Annotated in this window: 15 protein-coding genes and 1 pseudogene; 7 read left to right on the top strand and 9 right to left on the bottom strand. The window is 66.0% G+C overall.

The genetic code is table 11. The annotated features are described in order from the left end of the window. The first annotated feature begins 16 nt into the window (after positions 1-16). Entirely contained in the window at positions 17-583 is a 567-nt protein-coding gene (gene efp, locus UB43_RS12945) for an elongation factor P (protein WP_045211459.1), read from the top strand. Between the two features lie 75 nt (positions 584-658). Here efp and UB43_RS12940 read toward each other — a convergent pair whose 3' ends face one another. The 3 genes from UB43_RS12940 to UB43_RS12930 form a co-directional block, all read right to left on the bottom strand. Next, positions 659-1,087, bottom strand: a complete 429-nt coding sequence (locus UB43_RS12940) for an organic hydroperoxide resistance protein (RefSeq protein ID WP_045211456.1) — start codon at positions 1,085-1,087, stop codon at positions 659-661. Between the two features lie 178 nt (positions 1,088-1,265). Continuing rightward, positions 1,266-1,715 (bottom strand): MarR family winged helix-turn-helix transcriptional regulator, encoded by a 450-nt coding sequence (locus UB43_RS12935; protein ID WP_045211454.1) that lies wholly within the window; start codon positions 1,713-1,715, stop codon positions 1,266-1,268. A gap of 62 nt (positions 1,716-1,777) precedes the next feature. Further along, the gene (locus tag UB43_RS12930) at positions 1,778-2,734 is read right to left on the bottom strand and encodes a LysR family transcriptional regulator (RefSeq protein WP_045211453.1); all 957 of its coding nucleotides are present in this window, start codon (positions 2,732-2,734) and stop codon (positions 1,778-1,780) included. Positions 2,735-2,839: 105 nt separating this feature from the next. On the opposite strand from UB43_RS12930, the gene UB43_RS12925 reads away from it, so the two are divergent. Continuing rightward, complete coding sequence (locus UB43_RS12925) at positions 2,840-3,586, top strand: sulfite exporter TauE/SafE family protein (RefSeq protein ID WP_045211452.1); 747 nt, start codon at positions 2,840-2,842, stop codon at positions 3,584-3,586. A gap of 3 nt (positions 3,587-3,589) precedes the next feature. Here UB43_RS12925 and UB43_RS12920 read toward each other — a convergent pair whose 3' ends face one another. Next, positions 3,590-4,441: a LysR family transcriptional regulator gene (locus UB43_RS12920; protein ID WP_045211451.1), complete on the bottom strand. Its 852-nt coding sequence runs from the start codon at positions 4,439-4,441 to the stop codon at positions 3,590-3,592. Positions 4,442-4,538: 97 nt separating this feature from the next. Between UB43_RS12920 and UB43_RS12915 the strand changes: the two genes are divergently transcribed. The 3 genes from UB43_RS12915 (at position 4,539) to UB43_RS12905 (ending at position 6,608) form a co-directional block, all read left to right on the top strand. Next, positions 4,539-4,769 carry a DUF1127 domain-containing protein gene (locus tag UB43_RS12915; protein WP_045211450.1) on the top strand — a complete coding sequence of 77 codons (231 nt, stop codon included), beginning with the start codon at positions 4,539-4,541 and terminating at the stop codon, positions 4,767-4,769. Between the two features lie 87 nt (positions 4,770-4,856). Continuing rightward, positions 4,857-5,327 carry a DUF3291 domain-containing protein gene (locus UB43_RS12910; RefSeq protein ID WP_045211445.1) on the top strand — a complete coding sequence of 157 codons (471 nt, stop codon included), beginning with the start codon at positions 4,857-4,859 and terminating at the stop codon, positions 5,325-5,327. Positions 5,328-5,387: 60 nt separating this feature from the next. Continuing rightward, positions 5,388-6,608: a winged helix-turn-helix domain-containing protein gene (locus tag UB43_RS12905; RefSeq protein WP_045211442.1), complete on the top strand. Its 1,221-nt coding sequence runs from the start codon at positions 5,388-5,390 to the stop codon at positions 6,606-6,608. A 34-nt stretch (positions 6,609-6,642) separates the two neighbouring features. Here UB43_RS12905 and UB43_RS12900 read toward each other — a convergent pair whose 3' ends face one another. Next, complete coding sequence (locus UB43_RS12900; RefSeq protein WP_045211440.1) at positions 6,643-7,404, bottom strand: M48 family metalloprotease; 762 nt, start codon at positions 7,402-7,404, stop codon at positions 6,643-6,645. 129 nt (positions 7,405-7,533) lie between these two features. Continuing rightward, positions 7,534-8,880 carry a class II 3-deoxy-7-phosphoheptulonate synthase gene (locus tag UB43_RS12895; RefSeq protein ID WP_045211438.1) on the bottom strand — a complete coding sequence of 449 codons (1,347 nt, stop codon included), beginning with the start codon at positions 8,878-8,880 and terminating at the stop codon, positions 7,534-7,536. A gap of 401 nt (positions 8,881-9,281) precedes the next feature. On the opposite strand from UB43_RS12895, the gene UB43_RS12890 reads away from it, so the two are divergent. After that, on the top strand, positions 9,282-10,043 hold the full coding sequence (locus tag UB43_RS12890) for a spermidine synthase (protein ID WP_045211436.1): 762 nt from the start codon (positions 9,282-9,284) through the stop codon (positions 10,041-10,043). A 19-nt stretch (positions 10,044-10,062) separates the two neighbouring features. On the opposite strand, the gene UB43_RS12885 is transcribed toward UB43_RS12890, so the two are convergent. The 3 genes from UB43_RS12885 to UB43_RS12875 all read right to left on the bottom strand — a co-directional run bounded on the left by UB43_RS12885 (position 10,063) and on the right by UB43_RS12875 (position 14,557). Beyond that, positions 10,063-11,730 carry a ShlB/FhaC/HecB family hemolysin secretion/activation protein gene (locus UB43_RS12885; RefSeq protein WP_045211434.1) on the bottom strand — a complete coding sequence of 556 codons (1,668 nt, stop codon included), beginning with the start codon at positions 11,728-11,730 and terminating at the stop codon, positions 10,063-10,065. Positions 11,731-11,814: 84 nt separating this feature from the next. Further along, positions 11,815-13,506, bottom strand: a complete 1,692-nt coding sequence (locus tag UB43_RS12880) for a collagen-like triple helix repeat-containing protein (protein ID WP_045211432.1) — start codon at positions 13,504-13,506, stop codon at positions 11,815-11,817. Positions 13,507-13,765: 259 nt separating this feature from the next. Beyond that, positions 13,766-14,557 (bottom strand): crotonase/enoyl-CoA hydratase family protein, encoded by a 792-nt coding sequence (locus UB43_RS12875; RefSeq protein WP_045211430.1) that lies wholly within the window; start codon positions 14,555-14,557, stop codon positions 13,766-13,768. A 302-nt stretch (positions 14,558-14,859) separates the two neighbouring features. Here UB43_RS12875 and UB43_RS12870 point away from each other — a divergent pair. Continuing rightward, positions 14,860-16,595, top strand: a pseudogene (locus UB43_RS12870) (DEAD/DEAH box helicase). The last annotated feature ends 30 nt before the right edge of the window (positions 16,596-16,625 follow it).

Genomic DNA, 16,625 nt, shown 5'->3' with positions numbered 1-16,625 from the left:
CCAATCGGATAATCGTATGAAAACCGCACAAGAGTTCCGCGCTGGCCAGGTTGCCAACATCAATGGCGCCCCCTGGGTCATCCAGAAGGCCGAGTTCAACAAGTCCGGCCGTAACTCCGCGGTCGTCAAGATGAAGCTGAAGAACCTGCTGACCGGTGCTGGCACCGAGACCGTGTTCAAGGCCGACGACAAGCTGGAGCCGATCATCCTCGATCGCAAGGAAGTAACCTACTCCTACTTCGCGGACCCGCTGTATGTCTTCATGGACACCGAGTTCAACCAGTACGAGATCGAGAAAGGCGATCTGGAAGGCGTGCTGACCTTCATCGAAGACGGCATGACCGACGTCTGCGAAGCCGTCTTCTACAACGAGAAAGTCATCTCCGTTGAACTGCCGACCACCATCGTTCGCGAAATCGTCTACACCGAGCCGGCTGTCCGTGGCGACACCTCCGGTAAAGTGATGAAGACCGCTCGCCTGAAGAACGGTGCTGAAGTCCAGGTTTCCGCCTTCTGCGAAATCGGCGACTCGATCGAAATCGATACCCGCACTGGCGAGTACAAGTCCCGCGTCAAGGCCTGAGCCTGATCCGAGACACAAAAAAGCCCGGCTGATGCCGGGCTTTTTCGTTTCTGCGGCGAGGGATCGTGAGCTGAATCAGACGCTGACGTTCAGGCGCACGTCGATGTTGCCGCGGGTGGCATTGGAGTAGGGGCAGACCTGGTGAGCCTTGGCGACCAGCTCTTCGGCCTCGGCCCGGTCCAGGCCCGGCAGGTTGATGTTCAGTTCCACTTCCAGGCCGAAACCGCCGGGGATCTGGCCGATGCCGACCTTGCCGGTGATCGAGGCGTCCGCCGGGATCTGCTTCTTGCTCTGGCTGGCGACGAACTTGATGGCGCCGATGAAGCAGGCCGAGTAGCCGGCGGCGAACAGTTGTTCCGGGTTGGTGGCTTCGCCGCCCGCACCGCCCAGCTCGCGCGGGGTGGACAGTTTCACGTCGAGGATGCCGTCCGAGGAAACGGCTCGGCCGTCGCGGCCTCCGGTGGCGGTAGCGGTGGCGGTGTAGAGGGCTTTGATGGTTTGCATGGTGGTCTCCGATTCGCAGGTAGGGCTAGGTTGTTTTTACCGAGGGCATCTGGCTGCTTAATATCTTGTGCGCTAAGCAGTTCGTGAGGAGGAAGTTAGTTCGATTTAATTTAGTGCGCAAGATAATTATTGGAAGATTTCTGACTAAAGGACCTGCAGCTTGGGTATAAGCCCCGATTTACGGGGCTTGCAGATGCCCGCGCAGGTCCACGAGCTCCTCCTGGAGGCGCTTCAGACTGTCCAACGTTAGACCGCTGCTGGCCAGGATGCAGGCCGGAATGCTCTCCGCCTGTCGGCGCAGCTCACGACCCTTGTCGGTCAGGCGCAGTTGCACCACGCGCTCGTCCGCCTGGCTGCGGGTGCGGGTGATCAGGCCCTCGGCCTCCAGGCGCTTGAGCAGGGGCGTGAGGGAGCCGGGGTCGGTGAGCATGCGCGAGCTGATCTCGCCCACGGTGATGCCGTCTTCTTCCCACAGCACCAGCATGGCGATGTACTGCGGATAGGTGAGGCCCAGCTCCTGCAGCAGGGGCTTGTAGACCTTGGTCATCTGCAGGGAGGTGGAGTAGAGGGCGAAGCACAGCTGGTTATCCAGTTTGAGGGCTTCGCAGGTGGGTTCTTGCTGGGTCATGGCGTGCTCCTGGCAGGGCGCTCGAAGCGAAGAGTTGATTACGCATTAATTTAGCGCGATGGTTAATTCTTGAACAGCGCTTCTTCCAGGGCTGCATCCCAGGGTGGCGGGAAGCCGAAGCACTCCAGCAGGAAGGCCAGCAGGCGCTCGCTGCGCGGGTGGGTGCCACGCTCCAGGCGCAATGCGTGGATAACGCCGGGCTCCGGCTCGGGAAGGCCGTTGTCGCAGAACAGCGGCAGCAATTGGCCACTGATCAGGTACTCGCTGCATAGCCAGGTTGGCAGGTGGGCAAGGCCAATGCCCTGCAGCGCACCTTCCACCAGCGTTTCGGCATTGTTGGCGGTCATGCGCAGCCGGCGTGGCCGCAGGTGCTGCAGCTTTCCGTCAATGAGGAAGCGCCAGGCCAGGGGTGGCGCGAGGCCTTCCCAGTCGAGGCCGGTGTGCTCCGGCAGATCCAGTGGCGAGGCCGGTCTGCCGTGCTGCTGCAGGTAGGCGGGGCTAGCGCAGACGACCCGCCGCATGGGCGCCAGGCGCGTGGCAACCAGGCGGCTGTCGGGCAGGGTGCCGATGCGCAGCACAAGGTCGACCTGGCCGAGGTTTTCCCCGCGGGTGTCGGTGAAGCTGTCGATCAGCCGCAGCTGCACGTCCAGGCCGGGGTTGGCGGTGAGGAAATCGGCCAGCGCCGGGGCCAGGTGACGGCGACCGAAGGGTACGGGGGCGTCGATGCGGATCAGGCCTTCCGGCGCGGTGCTCAGTGACACCGCTTCCGCGCGTGCCTGGCGCAACTCGATGACTATCCTCCGCGCTCGCTCGGCGAACGCCAGGCCCGCCGGTGTGGCGCGTACGTTGTGCGTGCTGCGAACCAGCAGGGTCGAACCCAATCCCTGCTCCAGCGCGTCCATGCGCCGTGCCACGGCGGAAGGTGTGAGCTGGCGCAGGCGGGCGGCGGCGGAGAAGCTGCCGTTGTCGAGCACGTCCAGGTAGAGGTCGAGTTGGTCTTCGAGGCTGGAAGGATTCATGGCGCGTGGCGGCTTTGCTAAAAAGACAAAGCCATTGTGCTGCGCTTTGCGTTTCCCATCCAACCCGTGTTTTCTAGCATGGACGCACTGTTGTGGAGGTGTGTCATGTGGGACCTGGTTGTGGATGTTCTGCTCGGCGTCGTGCTGGGCAGCCTGGGTGGGCTGTTCGGGATTGGTGGCGGGCTGCTGGCGATTCCGGCGCTGGGCGTGCTGTTCGGGCTGGACCAGCAACTGGCGCAGGGCACTGCGCTGGTGATGGTGGTGCCGAACGTGCTGCTGGCGATCTGGCGTTACCACCAGCGCAACCGTATCGATTTCGCCCAGGCCGGCGTGCTGGCGTTGACCGGCCTGGTCTGCGCGTTCTTCGCTTCCAGCATCGCGGTGAACCTGGATGCCCGCAGCATGCGCAGCGCCTTTGTGGTCTTCCTGGTGCTGCTGGCGCTGTATCTGCTGGTGCGCCTGTTCCAGCGTGTTCCCCAGGGCGGCAGTACGCCGCGCTACGGCTTGCCGTGGATGGGCGTGCTGGGGCTGGGGGCTGGTTCGCTGGGCGGCCTGTTTGGTGTGGGCGGTGGCGTTCTGGCGACGCCGGTGCTGACCTCGGTGTTCGGCCTGACCCAGGTGATCGCCCAGGGTCTCGCGCTGGCGCTGGCGGCGCCCAGCACGGGCGTGGCGCTGGCGACCTACGCCGTGCATGGCCATGTGGACTGGCGCATGGGCAGCGCGCTGGCGCTGGGCGGGCTGGTGAGCATTTCCTGGGGCGTGCGCCTGGCTCATGCGCTGCCCGTGCGTCAGTTGCGCGTGGCCTTCAGTGCTTTCCTGATCGTCTGCGCGGTGCTGTTGGCGGTGCGCTGAGTCTTACGAGCGGAAGCCTTCGACGATGTACTCGGCCAGCTTGTCGGTCACCGGCGTCATCTTCTGCCCGCGCAGCAGCACGATGCTGGCGTTGGGCAGCACCGGCAGGCCCTCTTCCTCGCCGATGATGCGCAGGTTGCCGGTGAGCAGGCTGCGAAGCTGCGCGGTCACTGCCAGGCCCGCGCTGGCCACGGCGAACAGCGCCGACAGGCTCGGGCTGCTGTAGGCGATGCGGTAGTCCACTTCCATTGCCTCCAGCGCATTGCAGGCCCAGGCGCGGCAGAAGCAGGCGGTGTTGAACATCGCCAGCGGCAGCGGGCGCTGGTCCTGCGGGCAGAAGCTCTCGGCGGCCATCCAGACGAAGTCTTCCTGGCGCAGCAGCTGGCCGATCTCGGTGCCCGGCTCGCGGGTGACGATGGACAGGTCCAGGTCGTTGCGCATCAGCAGTTGCGCGGACGAATCGCAGTGCACTTCCACCTGCACCAGCGGGTAGGCCTCGGCGAAACGCGAAAGGATGCTGGGCAGGAAGCGCATCACGTAGTCATCCGGTGTGCCGATCTTCACCGAGCCGACCATGTGCGGCTGGCGGAAGGTGTTGAACACCTCACCCTGCAATCGCAGGATGCGCCGCGCGTAGCCCAGCAATATCTGCCCCTCCGGCGTCAGGCGCACCTGACGACCGTCGCGCTCGAACAGGCTGCGTTCCAGCACGTCTTCCTCCAGGCGTTTCATCTGCATGCTCACCGCCGACTGGGTGCGGTTGACCATCTCGGCGGCGCGGGTGAAGCCGCCATGGTCGGCAATGGCGACGAAGGTGCGCAGCAGTTCGCTGTCGATGCTGGGGAAGCTGCTCATTCATCAATCTCCGAGATGGGTTGCATAAGAATGATTCGTTGGATTGATCTTAGCGCGAGCCTGAAACTGCATCCAACCCCACTGGGAGGGAAGCAAGATGAAAGGTCAACTCGGTTTCGTAGCAGCGTCCTACCATGTCCATAAAGTGCCGGCCGCGCCGTTGTGGAAGCGCGCCGTGCAACGTGTCCTGCACTGGCACGAACTGGCCCGCCAGCGCCGTGAGCTGGCGACCATGAGCGATGAGGCGCTCAAGGACATCGGCCTGAGTCGTGCCGACATCCAGCAGGAAGTCGAGCGCCCGTTCTGGATGGACTATGTCCGTCGTTGAGCCCGCGGGGCGGCACGCTCCCTCGTCGTGCCGCCCACTCCCGCAAACCTGGTCAGCCCCATGGCCAGCCAGATGACAAGGAAGCCCATGTCCACCCATTACCACCTCGCCCAGGTCAACATCGCCAAGGCCCGCGCCCCGCTGGACCACCCTCTGATGAAGGGATTCGTCGACCAGCTCGATCACATCAATGCCCTCGCCGAGCGCAGCCGCGGTTTCGTCTGGCGCCTGCAGACGGAGGAGGGCGACGCCACCGCCATTCGTGTCTTCGACGACCCGCTGATCATCGTCAACCTGTCGGTGTGGGAGTCAGTCGAAGCGCTCAAGGATTACGTCTACGCCGGCGAGCACCTGCAGGTGCTGCGCAGCAAGCGCCACTGGATGGAGCGCCTGCCTTCGCCGAGTCTCGCGCTCTGGTGGCTGCCCGAAGGCGAACTGCCCGATGTGTCCATGGCTCGTGAGCGCCTGGAACGTCTGCAGCTGGAAGGTCCCTCGGCCGAGGTCTTTACCTTCGCTCGTCCCTTCCCGGTGCCCGCGCGACTCGGCGAACCCGTCTGATGCAGCCAGGCGCTGCGATTGGCGTTAGGCTCTAGGGCTTGCCCAGCCCAGGAGTCCACGATGCCGACCGTCGAATCCCTGTCTCTCAAGCAGGCCCGCCGCCTCGCCCTGGCCGCCCAGGGTTTCACCCTGCGCAGGTCCGGTGGCGAGGTGCAGCGCCGTCATGTGCGCAGCTTGCTCGAACGACTGGGCGTACTGCAGATCGACTCGGTGAATGCGCTGGTGCGCTCGCACTACCTGCCGCTGTTCTCGCGGCTGGGCAACTATTCGCCGACGCTGCTGGAAGAGGCGGCCTGGAGCGGCGGGCGGCATCGCCGGCTGTTCGAGTACTGGGGGCATGAAGCTTCGTTGCTGCCGCTGGAACTCTACCCGCTGATGCGCTGGCGCATGCGTCGCGCGGCGGAGGGGCGTGGCATCTACCAGCAATTGGCGCGCTTCGGGCGCGAGCAGCAACCGGTGATCCAGCGGGTGCTCGACGCCGTGCGCGAGCAAGGCGCGCTGGGTGCCGGCAGCCTGACCACTCGCGAAGAGCGCGCCGGCCCCTGGTGGGACTGGAGCGACGAGAAGCACGCACTGGAGTGGCTGTTCGCCGTCGGCGAGGTGACAGTCGCCGGGCGGCGCGGTTTCGAGCGTCTGTATGACTTGCCGGAGCGCGTCCTGCCGTCCGATCTGCTTCGGCAGCCTGAGTTGGACGAGGCCGAGGCGCAGCGCCAGTTGCTGCTGCATTCGGCGCAGGCGCTGGGCGTGGCCACCGAGAAGGACCTGCGCGACTACTTCCGCCTGGATCCCGCCGACAGCAAGGCGCGGCTGGCCGAGCTGCTGGAGGCGGGCGAGCTGTTGCCGGTGCAGGTTCAGGGCTGGCAGGCGCCGGCCTACTGCCTGGCGGACCCGGTGATTCCGCGCAAGGTGCGCGCCAGTGCCTTGCTCTCGCCGTTCGATTCGCTGGTCTGGGAGCGCGCCCGTACCGAGCGGCTGTTCGACTTCCGCTACCGCCTGGAGATCTACACGCCGCAGCACAAGCGGGTTTACGGCTACTACGTGTTGCCGTTCCTGTTCGATGAGCGCCTGGCGGCGCGGGTCGATCTGCGCTCCGACCGCGCTTCGGGACAGCTGGTGGTGCATGCCGTCCACGAAGAGGAAAAGGGGCTGGGCGAAGAGGGGCACGCCGCGCTGGCGCAGCAACTGGGCGAGATGGCGAAGTGGCTCGGGCTGGAGCGGGTGGCGGTGAACTGCCGGCGGCCGTCCGGTGAGCGCCTGCAAGGGCTGCTGGTGCAGGCCTGAAATGAAACGGGCCTCCGCAGAGGCCCGTCCGTGATCACTTGCCGCTGGCGATGCGCTTGCGGATGTGGTCGGCACGCTGCTGCGAGCCAGGGTGGGAGTCGAACATGCTGCTTTCCTGGCCGCCACTGAGCTTGGCCAGCTTGTCGAAGGCGCTGGCCAGGCCGTTGAGGTCGATGCCGCGCTTCTTCAGCAGGTCGAAGGAGTAATCGTCGGCCGCCGACTCCTGGGACTGGGAGAACTGCGCGTTGACCAACGCTTCGCCGATTTCACCCAACTGCGATTGCGACAGGGCGGCGACGGTAGCGTTCCCCGAAGCCGCGACGGCACCGCGGGCTGCGGCGGTTGCGTAGGCAGTCTGGGTGGCCTTCTTCACGTGGCCGAGGGCGACGTGGCCGATCTCGTGGCCGAGCACGCCTTCCACTTCGTTGTCGTTCATCAGGTCCATCAGGCCGGAGTACACGCGCACGCAGCCGTTGGCCATGGCGAAGGCGTTGATGTCTTCGGTGAGGTAGACCTTGTAGTTGATCGAGGTGCCGGTGAGCGGGTTGCCCAGGGCGGCGGCGATCTTGTCCAGGCGCTGCGCGTAAGGGCTGGAGGACGGGGCGATCTGGGCTTCGGCATCCTGCTTGGCACAGGCTTCGTCGGCGACCTGCTTGATCTCGGCATCGCTGAGGGTGGCGGCCTTCATGGCCATCATGCCCGACTGCACGAGGCTGTCGGTGTTCATGTTCTGGCAGCCGGAGAGCGCGGCGCTGGCGCCGATCAGCAGGGCGAGCAGGGAGCGGTGCAGTTGCATCGGGATCTTCCTTGGTTGACGGTTTCCACGGCGCGGCGGGTGCTGCGCGGGGCGCCACTCTAGGTAGACGCCCTGGGACCGTCAATTACAGGAAGTGGTTTTAGGACTGCTCTGAGACCCGTGTCGGATTCAACGGCGCACCTGCTTCAGTGTTTCCGCAATCAGGAAGGCCAGCTCGAGCGACTGGTCAGCGTTCAGGCGCGGGTCGCAGTGGGTGTGGTAGCGGTCGCTGAGGCCGTCCTCGGTGATCGGCCGCGCACCGCCGATGCACTCGGTGACGTTCTGCCCGGTCATCTCGATATGGATGCCGCCCGCGTAGCTGCCCTCGGCCTGGTGCACTTCGAAGAACTGCCGGACCTCGGCGAGGATGCGCGCGAAGTCGCGGGTCTTGTAGCCGCTGGAGGCCTTGATGGTATTGCCGTGCATGGGGTCGGAGCTCCACAGCACCTGCCTGCCTTCGCGCTGCACGGTCTGGATCAGGCGCGGCAGGCCGTCGCCGACCTTGTCCGCGCCCATGCGCACGATGAGGTTGAGGCGGCCGGGGTCGTTGTCCGGGTTGAGGATGTCGATCAGGCGGATCAGCTCCTCGCTGTCCATGCTCGGGCCGACCTTCACGCCGATGGGGTTACCGACGCCGCGCAGCATTTCCACGTGGGCGCCATCGAGCTGGCGGGTGCGGTCACCGATCCACAGCATGTGCGCGGAGCAGTCGTACCAGCCGCCGGTCAGGCTGTCGCGGCGGATGAAGGCTTCCTCATAGTTCAGCAGCAGCGCTTCGTGGGCGGTAAAGAAGCTGGTCTCGCGCAATTGCGGGGCGGTATCCAGGCCACAGGCGCGCATGAAGGCGAGGGTCTCGTCGATGCGGTCGGCCAGTTGCTGGTAGCGCTCGGACAGCGCCGAGTTGGCGATGAAGTCCAGGTTCCACTGGTGCACCTGGTGCAGGTCGGCGAAGCCGCCGCCGGCGAAGGCGCGCAACAGGTTCAGCGAGGCAGTGGACTGGTGGTAGGCCTGCAGCAGGCGATCCGGATCCGGAACGCGGCTCTTCTCGTCGAAGCCGATGCCGTTGACGATGTCGCCGCGGTAGGCGGGCAGGGTCACTCCGGCGATGGTTTCATCGCCGGCGGAGCGCGGCTTGGCGAACTGCCCGGCCATGCGCCCGACCTTCACCACCGGGCAGCCGGCGGCGAAGGTCATCACCACCGCCATCTGCAGCAGTACCTTGAAGGTGTCGCGGATCTTCGCCGCGGAGAACTCGGCGAAGCTTTCAGCGCAGTCGCCGCCCTGCAGCAGGAAGGCACGGCCGGCGGTGACCTCGGCGAATTGCCGGCGCAGCTCGCGCGCCTCCCCGGCGAACACCAGCGGCGGGAAGCTGGCCAGGGTGCGCTCGACTTCGCTCACGCGATTGGTGTCGGGGTAGGCGGGCTGTTGCTGGATCGGCTTGCTTCTCCAGCTATCGGGGCTCCAGGGCAGGCTCATCGGCGGGGTCTTCGCGGCTGTGGACGGTATCCGCCCATGGTATCAGCTCGGCTTTTGCCCCGCGCGTGGTGGCAGCGTGAGAAGAAGAGGGGGGACATCCTTGTCCAGGGGAACACTGAAAGACGATCAGCCGCCCGCGCAGCAGGCGGGTGCGTGCTGATGCTGTTGTGGGAATGCCGGCGGGAAAGGGTGTCGTTGGGCGGGATCGCGAAGGGCGTTGCGCTGGCGCATGCTCGGTTGTGCCTCTTGGGCTGTTATTCTTGCGGCCCGGCGGTCGTGGCTGGCCGTCTTGATTCGAAGGATTATTGCGTGCGCGAGCCCCTGTATTTCAATGGCAATCCGTGCCGTTCGCCGCTCCCGGCGGACCGCATTGTCACGGCCGTTCCTGCCCGGAGCCGGTCATGAGCGAGGAGTTGCTGGGCGAAGAATTGCTGATCGTCGAGGAGCGCGATGACTTCGGCGTGATCCGCGTCGTGGAGAGCGGCGCCTTCCGCTACCTGGAGTTCGGCGATGAGGTCGAGCAGAGCTGCGTGCTGATGGGCGATCCGAGCTGGCTGGAGTACGACTATTCGCGCGCCATGCTGGTCGGTGCGTTGTGCCATCCGCGCCCGCGCCGTGCGCTGTTCCTCGGTTTCGGCGCAGGCAGCCTGACCCAGGCCTGCCTGAAGTACCTGCCGCTGGAGGAGGTGGAAGCCATCGAGCTGCGCCCGTCCATCCCGCGCCTGGCCCGTGAACACCTCGGGTTGGTGGAGGATGAACGTCTGAACCTGCGTATCGGCGACGCCGTGCAGGAACTGGCCGAGTGCGAGCCGGCGGACCTGATCTTCCTCGATCTCTACACCGATACCGGGCCGGCGCCGGCGCATATCGGCTGGGATTTCCTCGGTGCCTGTCGCGAGCGCCTGCGGCCGGGCGGCTGGCTGGTGATCAACCAGTGGAGTACCGATGATGGCCGGCCGCTGGGCGCCGCGCTGCTGCGCGGGCGCTTCAACCGGCATTACTGGGAATGCCCGGTGCCCGAGGGCAATGTGATCGTCTTCGTCCCTGCCGAGCTGGACCAGGAGCTGAACCTGCGCGGCTTGAAGAAGCGTGTCGGCCAGCTCGAACCCAAGCTGGGCTATTCGCTGCGCACCTATATCGATTCACTGCGCCCGGCGCAGTGACTCTCGGCAAGGGAAACCCTCAGGGGATCTGATAGCTGAAGGCGAAGTTCAGCCGCGGGCTGCGTTCGTTGTTGTCCAGTGCGCGGTCGCCGAACGGCTTGGCGACCTCCATCGACACCAGATAGTGCTTGCGGTTGGAGAAGCGCACGCCCAGCGCCGCCGAGCCGAGCTTGCCTTCGCTCAGGCCGTCCTGGTTGTAGCGGGTGCGCGCGGTGTCGACGACGAAGTAGGGCTGGATCTGGTTGAGCACTACGCTCTGCCGCAGGAAGGAATAGTTCACCTCGTACGAGGCGCCCCAGCCCTTGTCGCCGCTGGCCTGGTCGTCCGGATAGCCGCGGCCGAAGTTGCCGCCGCCGTAGGTGACCTGCTCGGAGTCGGGCAGCACGTCGTCGCTCCACTGGAAGGCGGCGCTCACCACGCCCTGCCAGTTGGAGCCGAACTGGTCCTGCTGTGCGCCAAAGCCGAGCAGGCGGGTGAAGTTCTTCTTGATCGGCTCCGGCGCTTCCGCGCCCATGCCGTTCAACCCCTGATAAACCGCCACGCTGCCGGCGCGCACGCGCTTCTCGGCGAACTGCTGGACGACGGTTTCGATCCCCACCACGCGCAGCTTGCTCTTCTGTTCGATGCGGAAGGGGATGGCCGGATAGACCAGGTCGTAGGTGCTGGTGTCGTTGACCGTATAGCCACGCAGGTTGAGGTCCCAGGTGAGGTCGCGGCGCAGTACCAGCGGAATGCCCAGGCCGGCGCTGACCCGTTCGTTCTGCCGTTTGCGTTCGAACTCCAGGCCGCTGGCCAGGCGCAGGTTCTCGCCGGGGCGCGAGTTGTACTTGCTGTAGCCGGCCAGCAGTTGCACGCCGTTGTCGCCCAGCAGCTGGCTGTAGTTCCAGGCGCGGTAGTACTCGTGGTCGTCGCCCGGTGGGTACAGGTAGCTGAACTGCAGCTGCTCGCCCCAGCCGAGCATCGACATCACCTCGGCGTTGAACAGCCCGCGCTGCTCGCCGCGGCGCGAGTCGAGGTTCATCCCGGTGTCGAAGCGCTTCTGCTTGCCGGCCAGCTCCAGCACGGCGCCGCCGTCGCTGGTGGTGGGCGGGTTGAGCGCCATGGCCATCTGCATGCCGGGCACCCGACTCATCAGCACGCTGAAGCGCTCGAAGCTCTCGCGGGTCAGGGGCTTTTCCGCCTTCAGCTTCTCGATCCAGCGGTCCACGCGCATCTGGTGGACACCCAGGTCGCCCGCGGCGCGCACCTGGCTGATGTGGCCCTCGACCAGCACGATGCGCGCGACACCGCTGCGGAAGTCCTGGTTGGGCACGTAGGCAAAGGAGATGAAGTAGCCGTCGTCCTGGTAGCGCTGGGTGATGGCCTTGGCCGCCGCCACCAGTTCGCTGACCTGGATGGTGCGCTTGGTCAGGGGCTCCAGCAGGGGTTTCCAGGTTTCGACGGGATAGTGCTTGCCGCCGGCCAGTTCGATGCGCTTGATGCGGATGCGCTGCTGGAGGATCTGGGCGGGCTGGGTGGCCGAAGGTTCCGGCGCAGTGACCTTGGGGGCCTTGGGGCGAATGTCGCCGCCAGGGAGGTTGGGGCGGGGGAGTGTCTGTTCGATATCGGAGCCGGGGAGCTGGATAGGGCGCTCGGCCCAGGCGAAAGGTGCAGCCAACAACAGGGGCAGGACAGCAAGTTTGCGCATCTGGCTCCTCCATGAGACCGACTTCGATAAAGGACCAGGAGCCGTGGGCGGCTCCTGGTAACCACAGTATGGGTGTAATTCGGATTATTGCTTGGGCGTACCGATCGCCAATCCACCACCCAGTCCGCCGGTCACACCACCCAGCGCGCCACCCACGGCGCCCAGCGTATTGCCCAGCAGGCCTCCCTGGCCGCTGGTACCGCCAGTCGTACCGGCGCCTGCGCCGACTGCCACGCCCGAACCCTGGGTGTTGCTGCCGATGCCCACGCCTGCCCCGGCGACCAGGCCGCCGCCACCGGTGAGGCTGCTGGTCACACCGCCGACGGTGCCGGCTACGCCGTTGACCAGGCCACCCACCGGGTTGCTGCCGCCAGTGGCGCCGCCCAGGGAGCCGGTGAGGCCGCCTACTGCGCCGGTCACACCGCTGACCAGGCCACCTACCGGATTGCTGCCGCCAGTGGCGCCGCCCAGGGAGCCGGTGAGGCCGCCTACTGCACCGGTCACACCGCTGACCAAGCCACCCACCGGATTGCTGCCGCCGGTGGCGCCGCCCAGGGAGCCGGTGAGGCCGCCTACTGCGCCGGTCACGCCGCTGACCACGCCGCCCACCGGATTACTGCCGCCGGTGGCTCCACCCAGTGCGCCGGTAACGTTGCCGAGCAGACCGCCGCCCGGATTACTGCCATTGACCAAGCCGCCGGTGGCGCTGACTGCCTGACCCGCATCGCTGACGATTCCGCCGACCGGTGCCAGCGCCGGATTCGCACTGGCTACCTGGTTGCCTGTCTGGGTCACAACACCGCCGACGGTGGTCAATAGGTTGTTCACCGGCGTTCCCAGTCCGGTGGCGGCGCCGACGCCGCGAGTGGTTCCTTCGACCTTGCCGACCAGCCCGGCGGTGGTGCCGCTGAGCTGGGTGGTCAGTTGGCTCAGCGGGCCGGTGGTGACTGCGCCGCTGAGAGAGTCGCCGAGCATGGTGATCTTGCCGCCGACGCCATCCACCAGGTTGCCGACCTGGCCGGTCACGCCGTTGAGCGGGGTGTTGGCCAGCACCGGTGCATCACCGATGGCCGCTACGGTGTCGCCCAGGCTGCTGACTGCACCGCCGGTGTGGCTGACCAGGCCGGTGGCGCCGGCGACGGTGGTGCCGAGGGCGTTGGGGTTGTTGCCCAGTTGACCGAGGCCGTTGGTAACGCCGGTGCCGACGCTGTCCACGCCGGCGCCGACTTCCTGGACCAGGGTGCCAGCATTCTGCGTGACGCCATTGCCCAGCACCGGAAGGTCGACTGTTTTCACCACGGCGCCGACGGTGCTCACCGTGTCGCCGACATTGGAAACCGCTTCGCCGGTATTGGTCAGGATATTGCCGGTGGTGCTGGCTGGCGGAGTAGTGGTGCCGCCGCCGGTGCCGTCGCCGCCGCCCGTTCCTCCGGTGCCGCCAGTGCCTCCTGTTCCGCCGGTGCCACCGGTTCCATCCGTGCCGCCTGTCCCGCCAGTGCCGCCGGTACCACCAGTGCCGTCGGTCCCGCCAGTACCGCCAGTACCGCCGGTTCCATCGGTCCCGCCAGTACCGCCAGTACCGCCGGTTCCATCGGTCCCGCCGGTGCCACCACTGCCGCCACTGCCATCGCCGCCGGAACCAGAGCCGGAGCCATCGTCGGTGGTGCTGCTATCGGAAGCGCGGTGGTGACTGCTGCCGCCGTGGCTGCTGCAACCTTGCAGCGAGAGGGCAACGACGAGAAGGGAAAGTGCGAAAACACGAATCGGACCGGACATAGCGAATTCCTCCATGAGAACGTCAGTCAGCTGGCTGCCCGGTTCGGTATCCCGGCGAGTCGCTGCGCTGCTCTGGAGTCAGTTCTAGAGGTTTGTTTTCAGGCGCGAAATTGGAACTTGTATATAGCCGTTTTGTGTTTTGCAGGTCTTTGAATTAAAAGGAAAAACTAAAGGATTATGGCGACTTGCCAGGCGTTTTTAATACCTTGGATATAGCGCTTTTAGCACGATGGTTCAGCCTGGCGTTTTCGCCGTGCGCTCATTTGCCCTGGAATCGGCCTTCGCGGCGCTCGAGCATGGCCTTCAAACCCTCCTGCGCATCCTCGGTGGACAGCAGTTCGCTGGCCATTGCCGGCAGCAGTCGCGCCGCCGCTTCCTCTCCTTCATCGAGGCTGCGGCGCGCGGAGGCCAGGGTGGCGCGGATGCCCAGCGGCGCCTGGGCCGCAACTCGCTGGGCCAGCCAGAGCGCACGGGGCATCAGCTCTTCCGGCGCGGTGACTTCCTGCACCAGGCCGATGCGATACGCCTCGTGGGCGTCGAAGGGATCGCCGGTGAGCAGCCAGCGCATTGCGTTGCCCCAGCCGGCGACCTGGTGCATGCGCAGGGTTGCGCCGCCGAAGGGGAAGATGCCGCGCTGCACTTCGAGCTGGGCGAAGCGCGCATTGCTGGCGCACAGGTTGATGTCGGCGGCGAGCATCAGTTCGATGCCCAGGGTGAAGCAGTAGCCTTGGGCGGCCACCAGCAGCGGCTTGGTCAGGCGCCGGCCGCCGAAGGTGCCCCACGGATCGGCGGAGCCTTCGGGCATGGTCCAGCCGGTGCGGAAGGTCTCGCCGATGTTGGCCAGGTCCAGGCCGGCGGTGAAGTGATCGCCGTGGGCGAACACCAGGGCGCAGCGCAGGTCATCGTCGCGCTCGTACTCGCCGAAGGCCAGCACCAACCGGGTGAGCATCTCCAGGTCGAAGGCGTTACGCTTGTCGACCCGGTTCAGGCCGAGCAGCAGGACGTGGTCATGACGTTCGACGGTGATGCGAGGTTCGCTGCTGGCGGTCATCGGCGGGCTCCGGTCAGGTGGCTTGCACGGTATAGCCGGCACGGGCGGGGTTGTCCACGGAATGACCGTTCGCCGGGCATGTTCCGAAAAGAAACACATTGGTCAGGAATTTCCGGTATGATACGCGCCGGCCAAACGCTGGCCTCGTTTCGGATCCCGCATTTTTCCGCAGCTTCAGGCTCGGTCTGTGTGTCCGCAGTGCGGACTTCCTTGACGCATTCTTCCAATCTTCATTTCGCAAATCCCCGCTTCCAGCTGCCTGGGTGACTTTATCGTCGTACAGGGCATGCGCAGCTCGGCTATTGGGTCTTTGCGGATGTACTTAGAGGCAAAACCCATGACCCAGGAAACCGCCGGCTTCGCCGCGCTCGGTCTTCACCCCAATGTTCTCGCTGCCATTGCCGCTGTCGGTTATGAAGAGCCGTCGCCGATCCAGGCGCAGTCGATCCCGGTGATCCTCGAAGGCCACGACATGATCGGCCAGGCCCAGACCGGTACCGGCAAGACCGCTGCCTTTGCGCTGCCGATGCTGTCGCAGATCGAGCCGAGCCGCCGCGTTCCGCAGGTGCTGGTACTGGTACCGACCCGCGAGCTGGCCCTGCAGGTTGCTACCGCTTTCGAAACCTATTCCAAGCAGATGCCGGGCGTCGGCGTCATCGCCGTCTACGGTGGCGCGCCCATGGGCCCGCAGCTGAAGGCTCTGCGCCAGGGCGCTCAGGTCGTGGTCGCCACTCCGGGCCGTCTGTGCGACCACCTGCGTCGCGACGAAAATCTGCTGTCCACCGTCAAGAGCCTGGTGCTGGACGAAGCGGACGAAATGCTCAAGCTCGGCTTCATGGATGACCTCGAAGTGATCTTCGAAGCCATGCCGTCCAGCCGCCAGAGCGTGCTGTTCTCCGCGACCCTGCCGGCCTCGATCCGCAGCATCGCCGAACGCCACCTGAAAGAACCCAAGCACGTCCGCATCGCTGCCAAGACCCAGACTGTCGCCCGCATCGAGCAGGCGCACCTGATGGTTCACGCCGACCAGAAACCGGCCTCGATCCTGCGCCTGCTGGAAGTCGAGCAGTTCGACGCGCTGATCGGCTTCGTCCGCACCAAGCAGGCCACCCTGGACATCGCCGAGCTGCTCGAGCGCCAGGGCTACCGTGCCGCCGCGCTGAACGGCGACATGCCGCAGGCCCAGCGTGAGCGCGTGATCGAGTCGCTGAAAGATGGCTCGCTGGACATCGTCATCGCCACCGACGTCGCCGCCCGCGGCCTCGACGTGGCGCGCATCACCCACGTACTGAACGTGGACATGCCCTACGATCCGGAATCCTACGTCCACCGTATCGGCCGTACCGGCCGTGCCGGTCGTGAAGGTCGCGCCCTGCTGCTGGTGACTCCGCGCGAGCGCCGCATGCTGCAGGTGATCGAGCGTGTGACCGGGCAGAAGGTCGGCGAAGTTCGCCTGCCGGACGCCGAGACCGTGCTGGAGGCCCGCCTGAACCGCCTCGCCACCGGCCTGCAACCGCTGCTGGCCAACGCCGTTGCCAGCCGTGGCGCCGTGCGTGACGAGCTGTGCCGTCGCCTGGGTACCGACATGGACACCCTGGCCGCCGTGCTGCTGGCCAAGCTCACCGAAGGCAAGGCGCTGGACCTGGAATCGGTCCGCCGCGAACAGCCGCTGACCCCGGCCGCCCCGCGCGAGCGCAGTGGTGACCGTTACGAGCGCAGCGAGCGTGGCGATCGCCCCGAGCGCGGCGACCGTCCGGAGCGCAGCGGCGCACCTCGCACCATGGCCCCGCCGTCGGAAGGCAAGGCCCGTTGCCGTACCGCCCTGGGCGCCCGTGACGGCGTGCAGGCGAAGAACCTGCTGGGCGCCATCCTCAACGAGGGCGGCCTGTCCCGCGAGGCCATCGGTCGCATCCAGATCCGCGAGACCTTCAGCCTGATCGAGCTGCCGGAAGAGAACCTCGACCGTCTGCTGACCAAGCTCAAGGACACTCGCGTCGCTGGCAAGGCCCTGCGTCTGCGTCGTTACCGCGAAGACTGATTCGTCAGCCCTCGCGCATGAAAAAGCCCC

The sequence above is a fragment of the Pseudomonas sp. 21 genome (assembly GCF_000955805.1).
In the GTDB taxonomy this organism is placed as follows: Bacteria; Pseudomonadota; Gammaproteobacteria; order Pseudomonadales; family Pseudomonadaceae; genus Pseudomonas.
The sequence above is the reverse complement of the archived record's forward strand: the minus strand, read 5'-3'. Positions and strand labels throughout refer to the sequence as shown.

Excerpts from the sequence above, each read along its gene's own strand:
- UB43_RS12905 (WP_045211442.1), top strand. The coding sequence starts at position 5,388 with ATGCCGACCGTCGAATCCCTGTCTCTCAAGCAGGCCCGCCGCCTCGCC.
- UB43_RS12910 (WP_045211445.1), top strand. The coding sequence starts at position 4,857 with ATGTCCACCCATTACCACCTCGCCCAGGTCAACATCGCCAAGGCCCGC.
- UB43_RS12900 (WP_045211440.1), bottom strand. The coding sequence starts at position 7,404 with ATGCAACTGCACCGCTCCCTGCTCGCCCTGCTGATCGGCGCCAGCGCC.
- UB43_RS12935 (WP_045211454.1), bottom strand. The coding sequence starts at position 1,715 with ATGACCCAGCAAGAACCCACCTGCGAAGCCCTCAAACTGGATAACCAG.
- UB43_RS12940 (WP_045211456.1), bottom strand. The coding sequence starts at position 1,087 with ATGCAAACCATCAAAGCCCTCTACACCGCCACCGCTACCGCCACCGGA.
- UB43_RS12925 (WP_045211452.1), top strand. The coding sequence starts at position 2,840 with ATGTGGGACCTGGTTGTGGATGTTCTGCTCGGCGTCGTGCTGGGCAGC.
- UB43_RS12930 (WP_045211453.1), bottom strand. The coding sequence starts at position 2,734 with ATGAATCCTTCCAGCCTCGAAGACCAACTCGACCTCTACCTGGACGTG.
- UB43_RS12890 (WP_045211436.1), top strand. The coding sequence starts at position 9,282 with ATGAGCGAGGAGTTGCTGGGCGAAGAATTGCTGATCGTCGAGGAGCGC.
- UB43_RS12920 (WP_045211451.1), bottom strand. The coding sequence starts at position 4,441 with ATGAGCAGCTTCCCCAGCATCGACAGCGAACTGCTGCGCACCTTCGTC.
- UB43_RS12880 (WP_045211432.1), bottom strand. The coding sequence starts at position 13,506 with ATGTCCGGTCCGATTCGTGTTTTCGCACTTTCCCTTCTCGTCGTTGCC.
- UB43_RS12915 (WP_045211450.1), top strand. The coding sequence starts at position 4,539 with ATGAAAGGTCAACTCGGTTTCGTAGCAGCGTCCTACCATGTCCATAAA.
- UB43_RS12885 (WP_045211434.1), bottom strand. The coding sequence starts at position 11,730 with ATGCGCAAACTTGCTGTCCTGCCCCTGTTGTTGGCTGCACCTTTCGCC.
- UB43_RS12875 (WP_045211430.1), bottom strand. The coding sequence starts at position 14,557 with ATGACCGCCAGCAGCGAACCTCGCATCACCGTCGAACGTCATGACCAC.
- efp (WP_045211459.1), top strand. The coding sequence starts at position 17 with ATGAAAACCGCACAAGAGTTCCGCGCTGGCCAGGTTGCCAACATCAAT.
- UB43_RS12895 (WP_045211438.1), bottom strand. The coding sequence starts at position 8,880 with ATGAGCCTGCCCTGGAGCCCCGATAGCTGGAGAAGCAAGCCGATCCAG.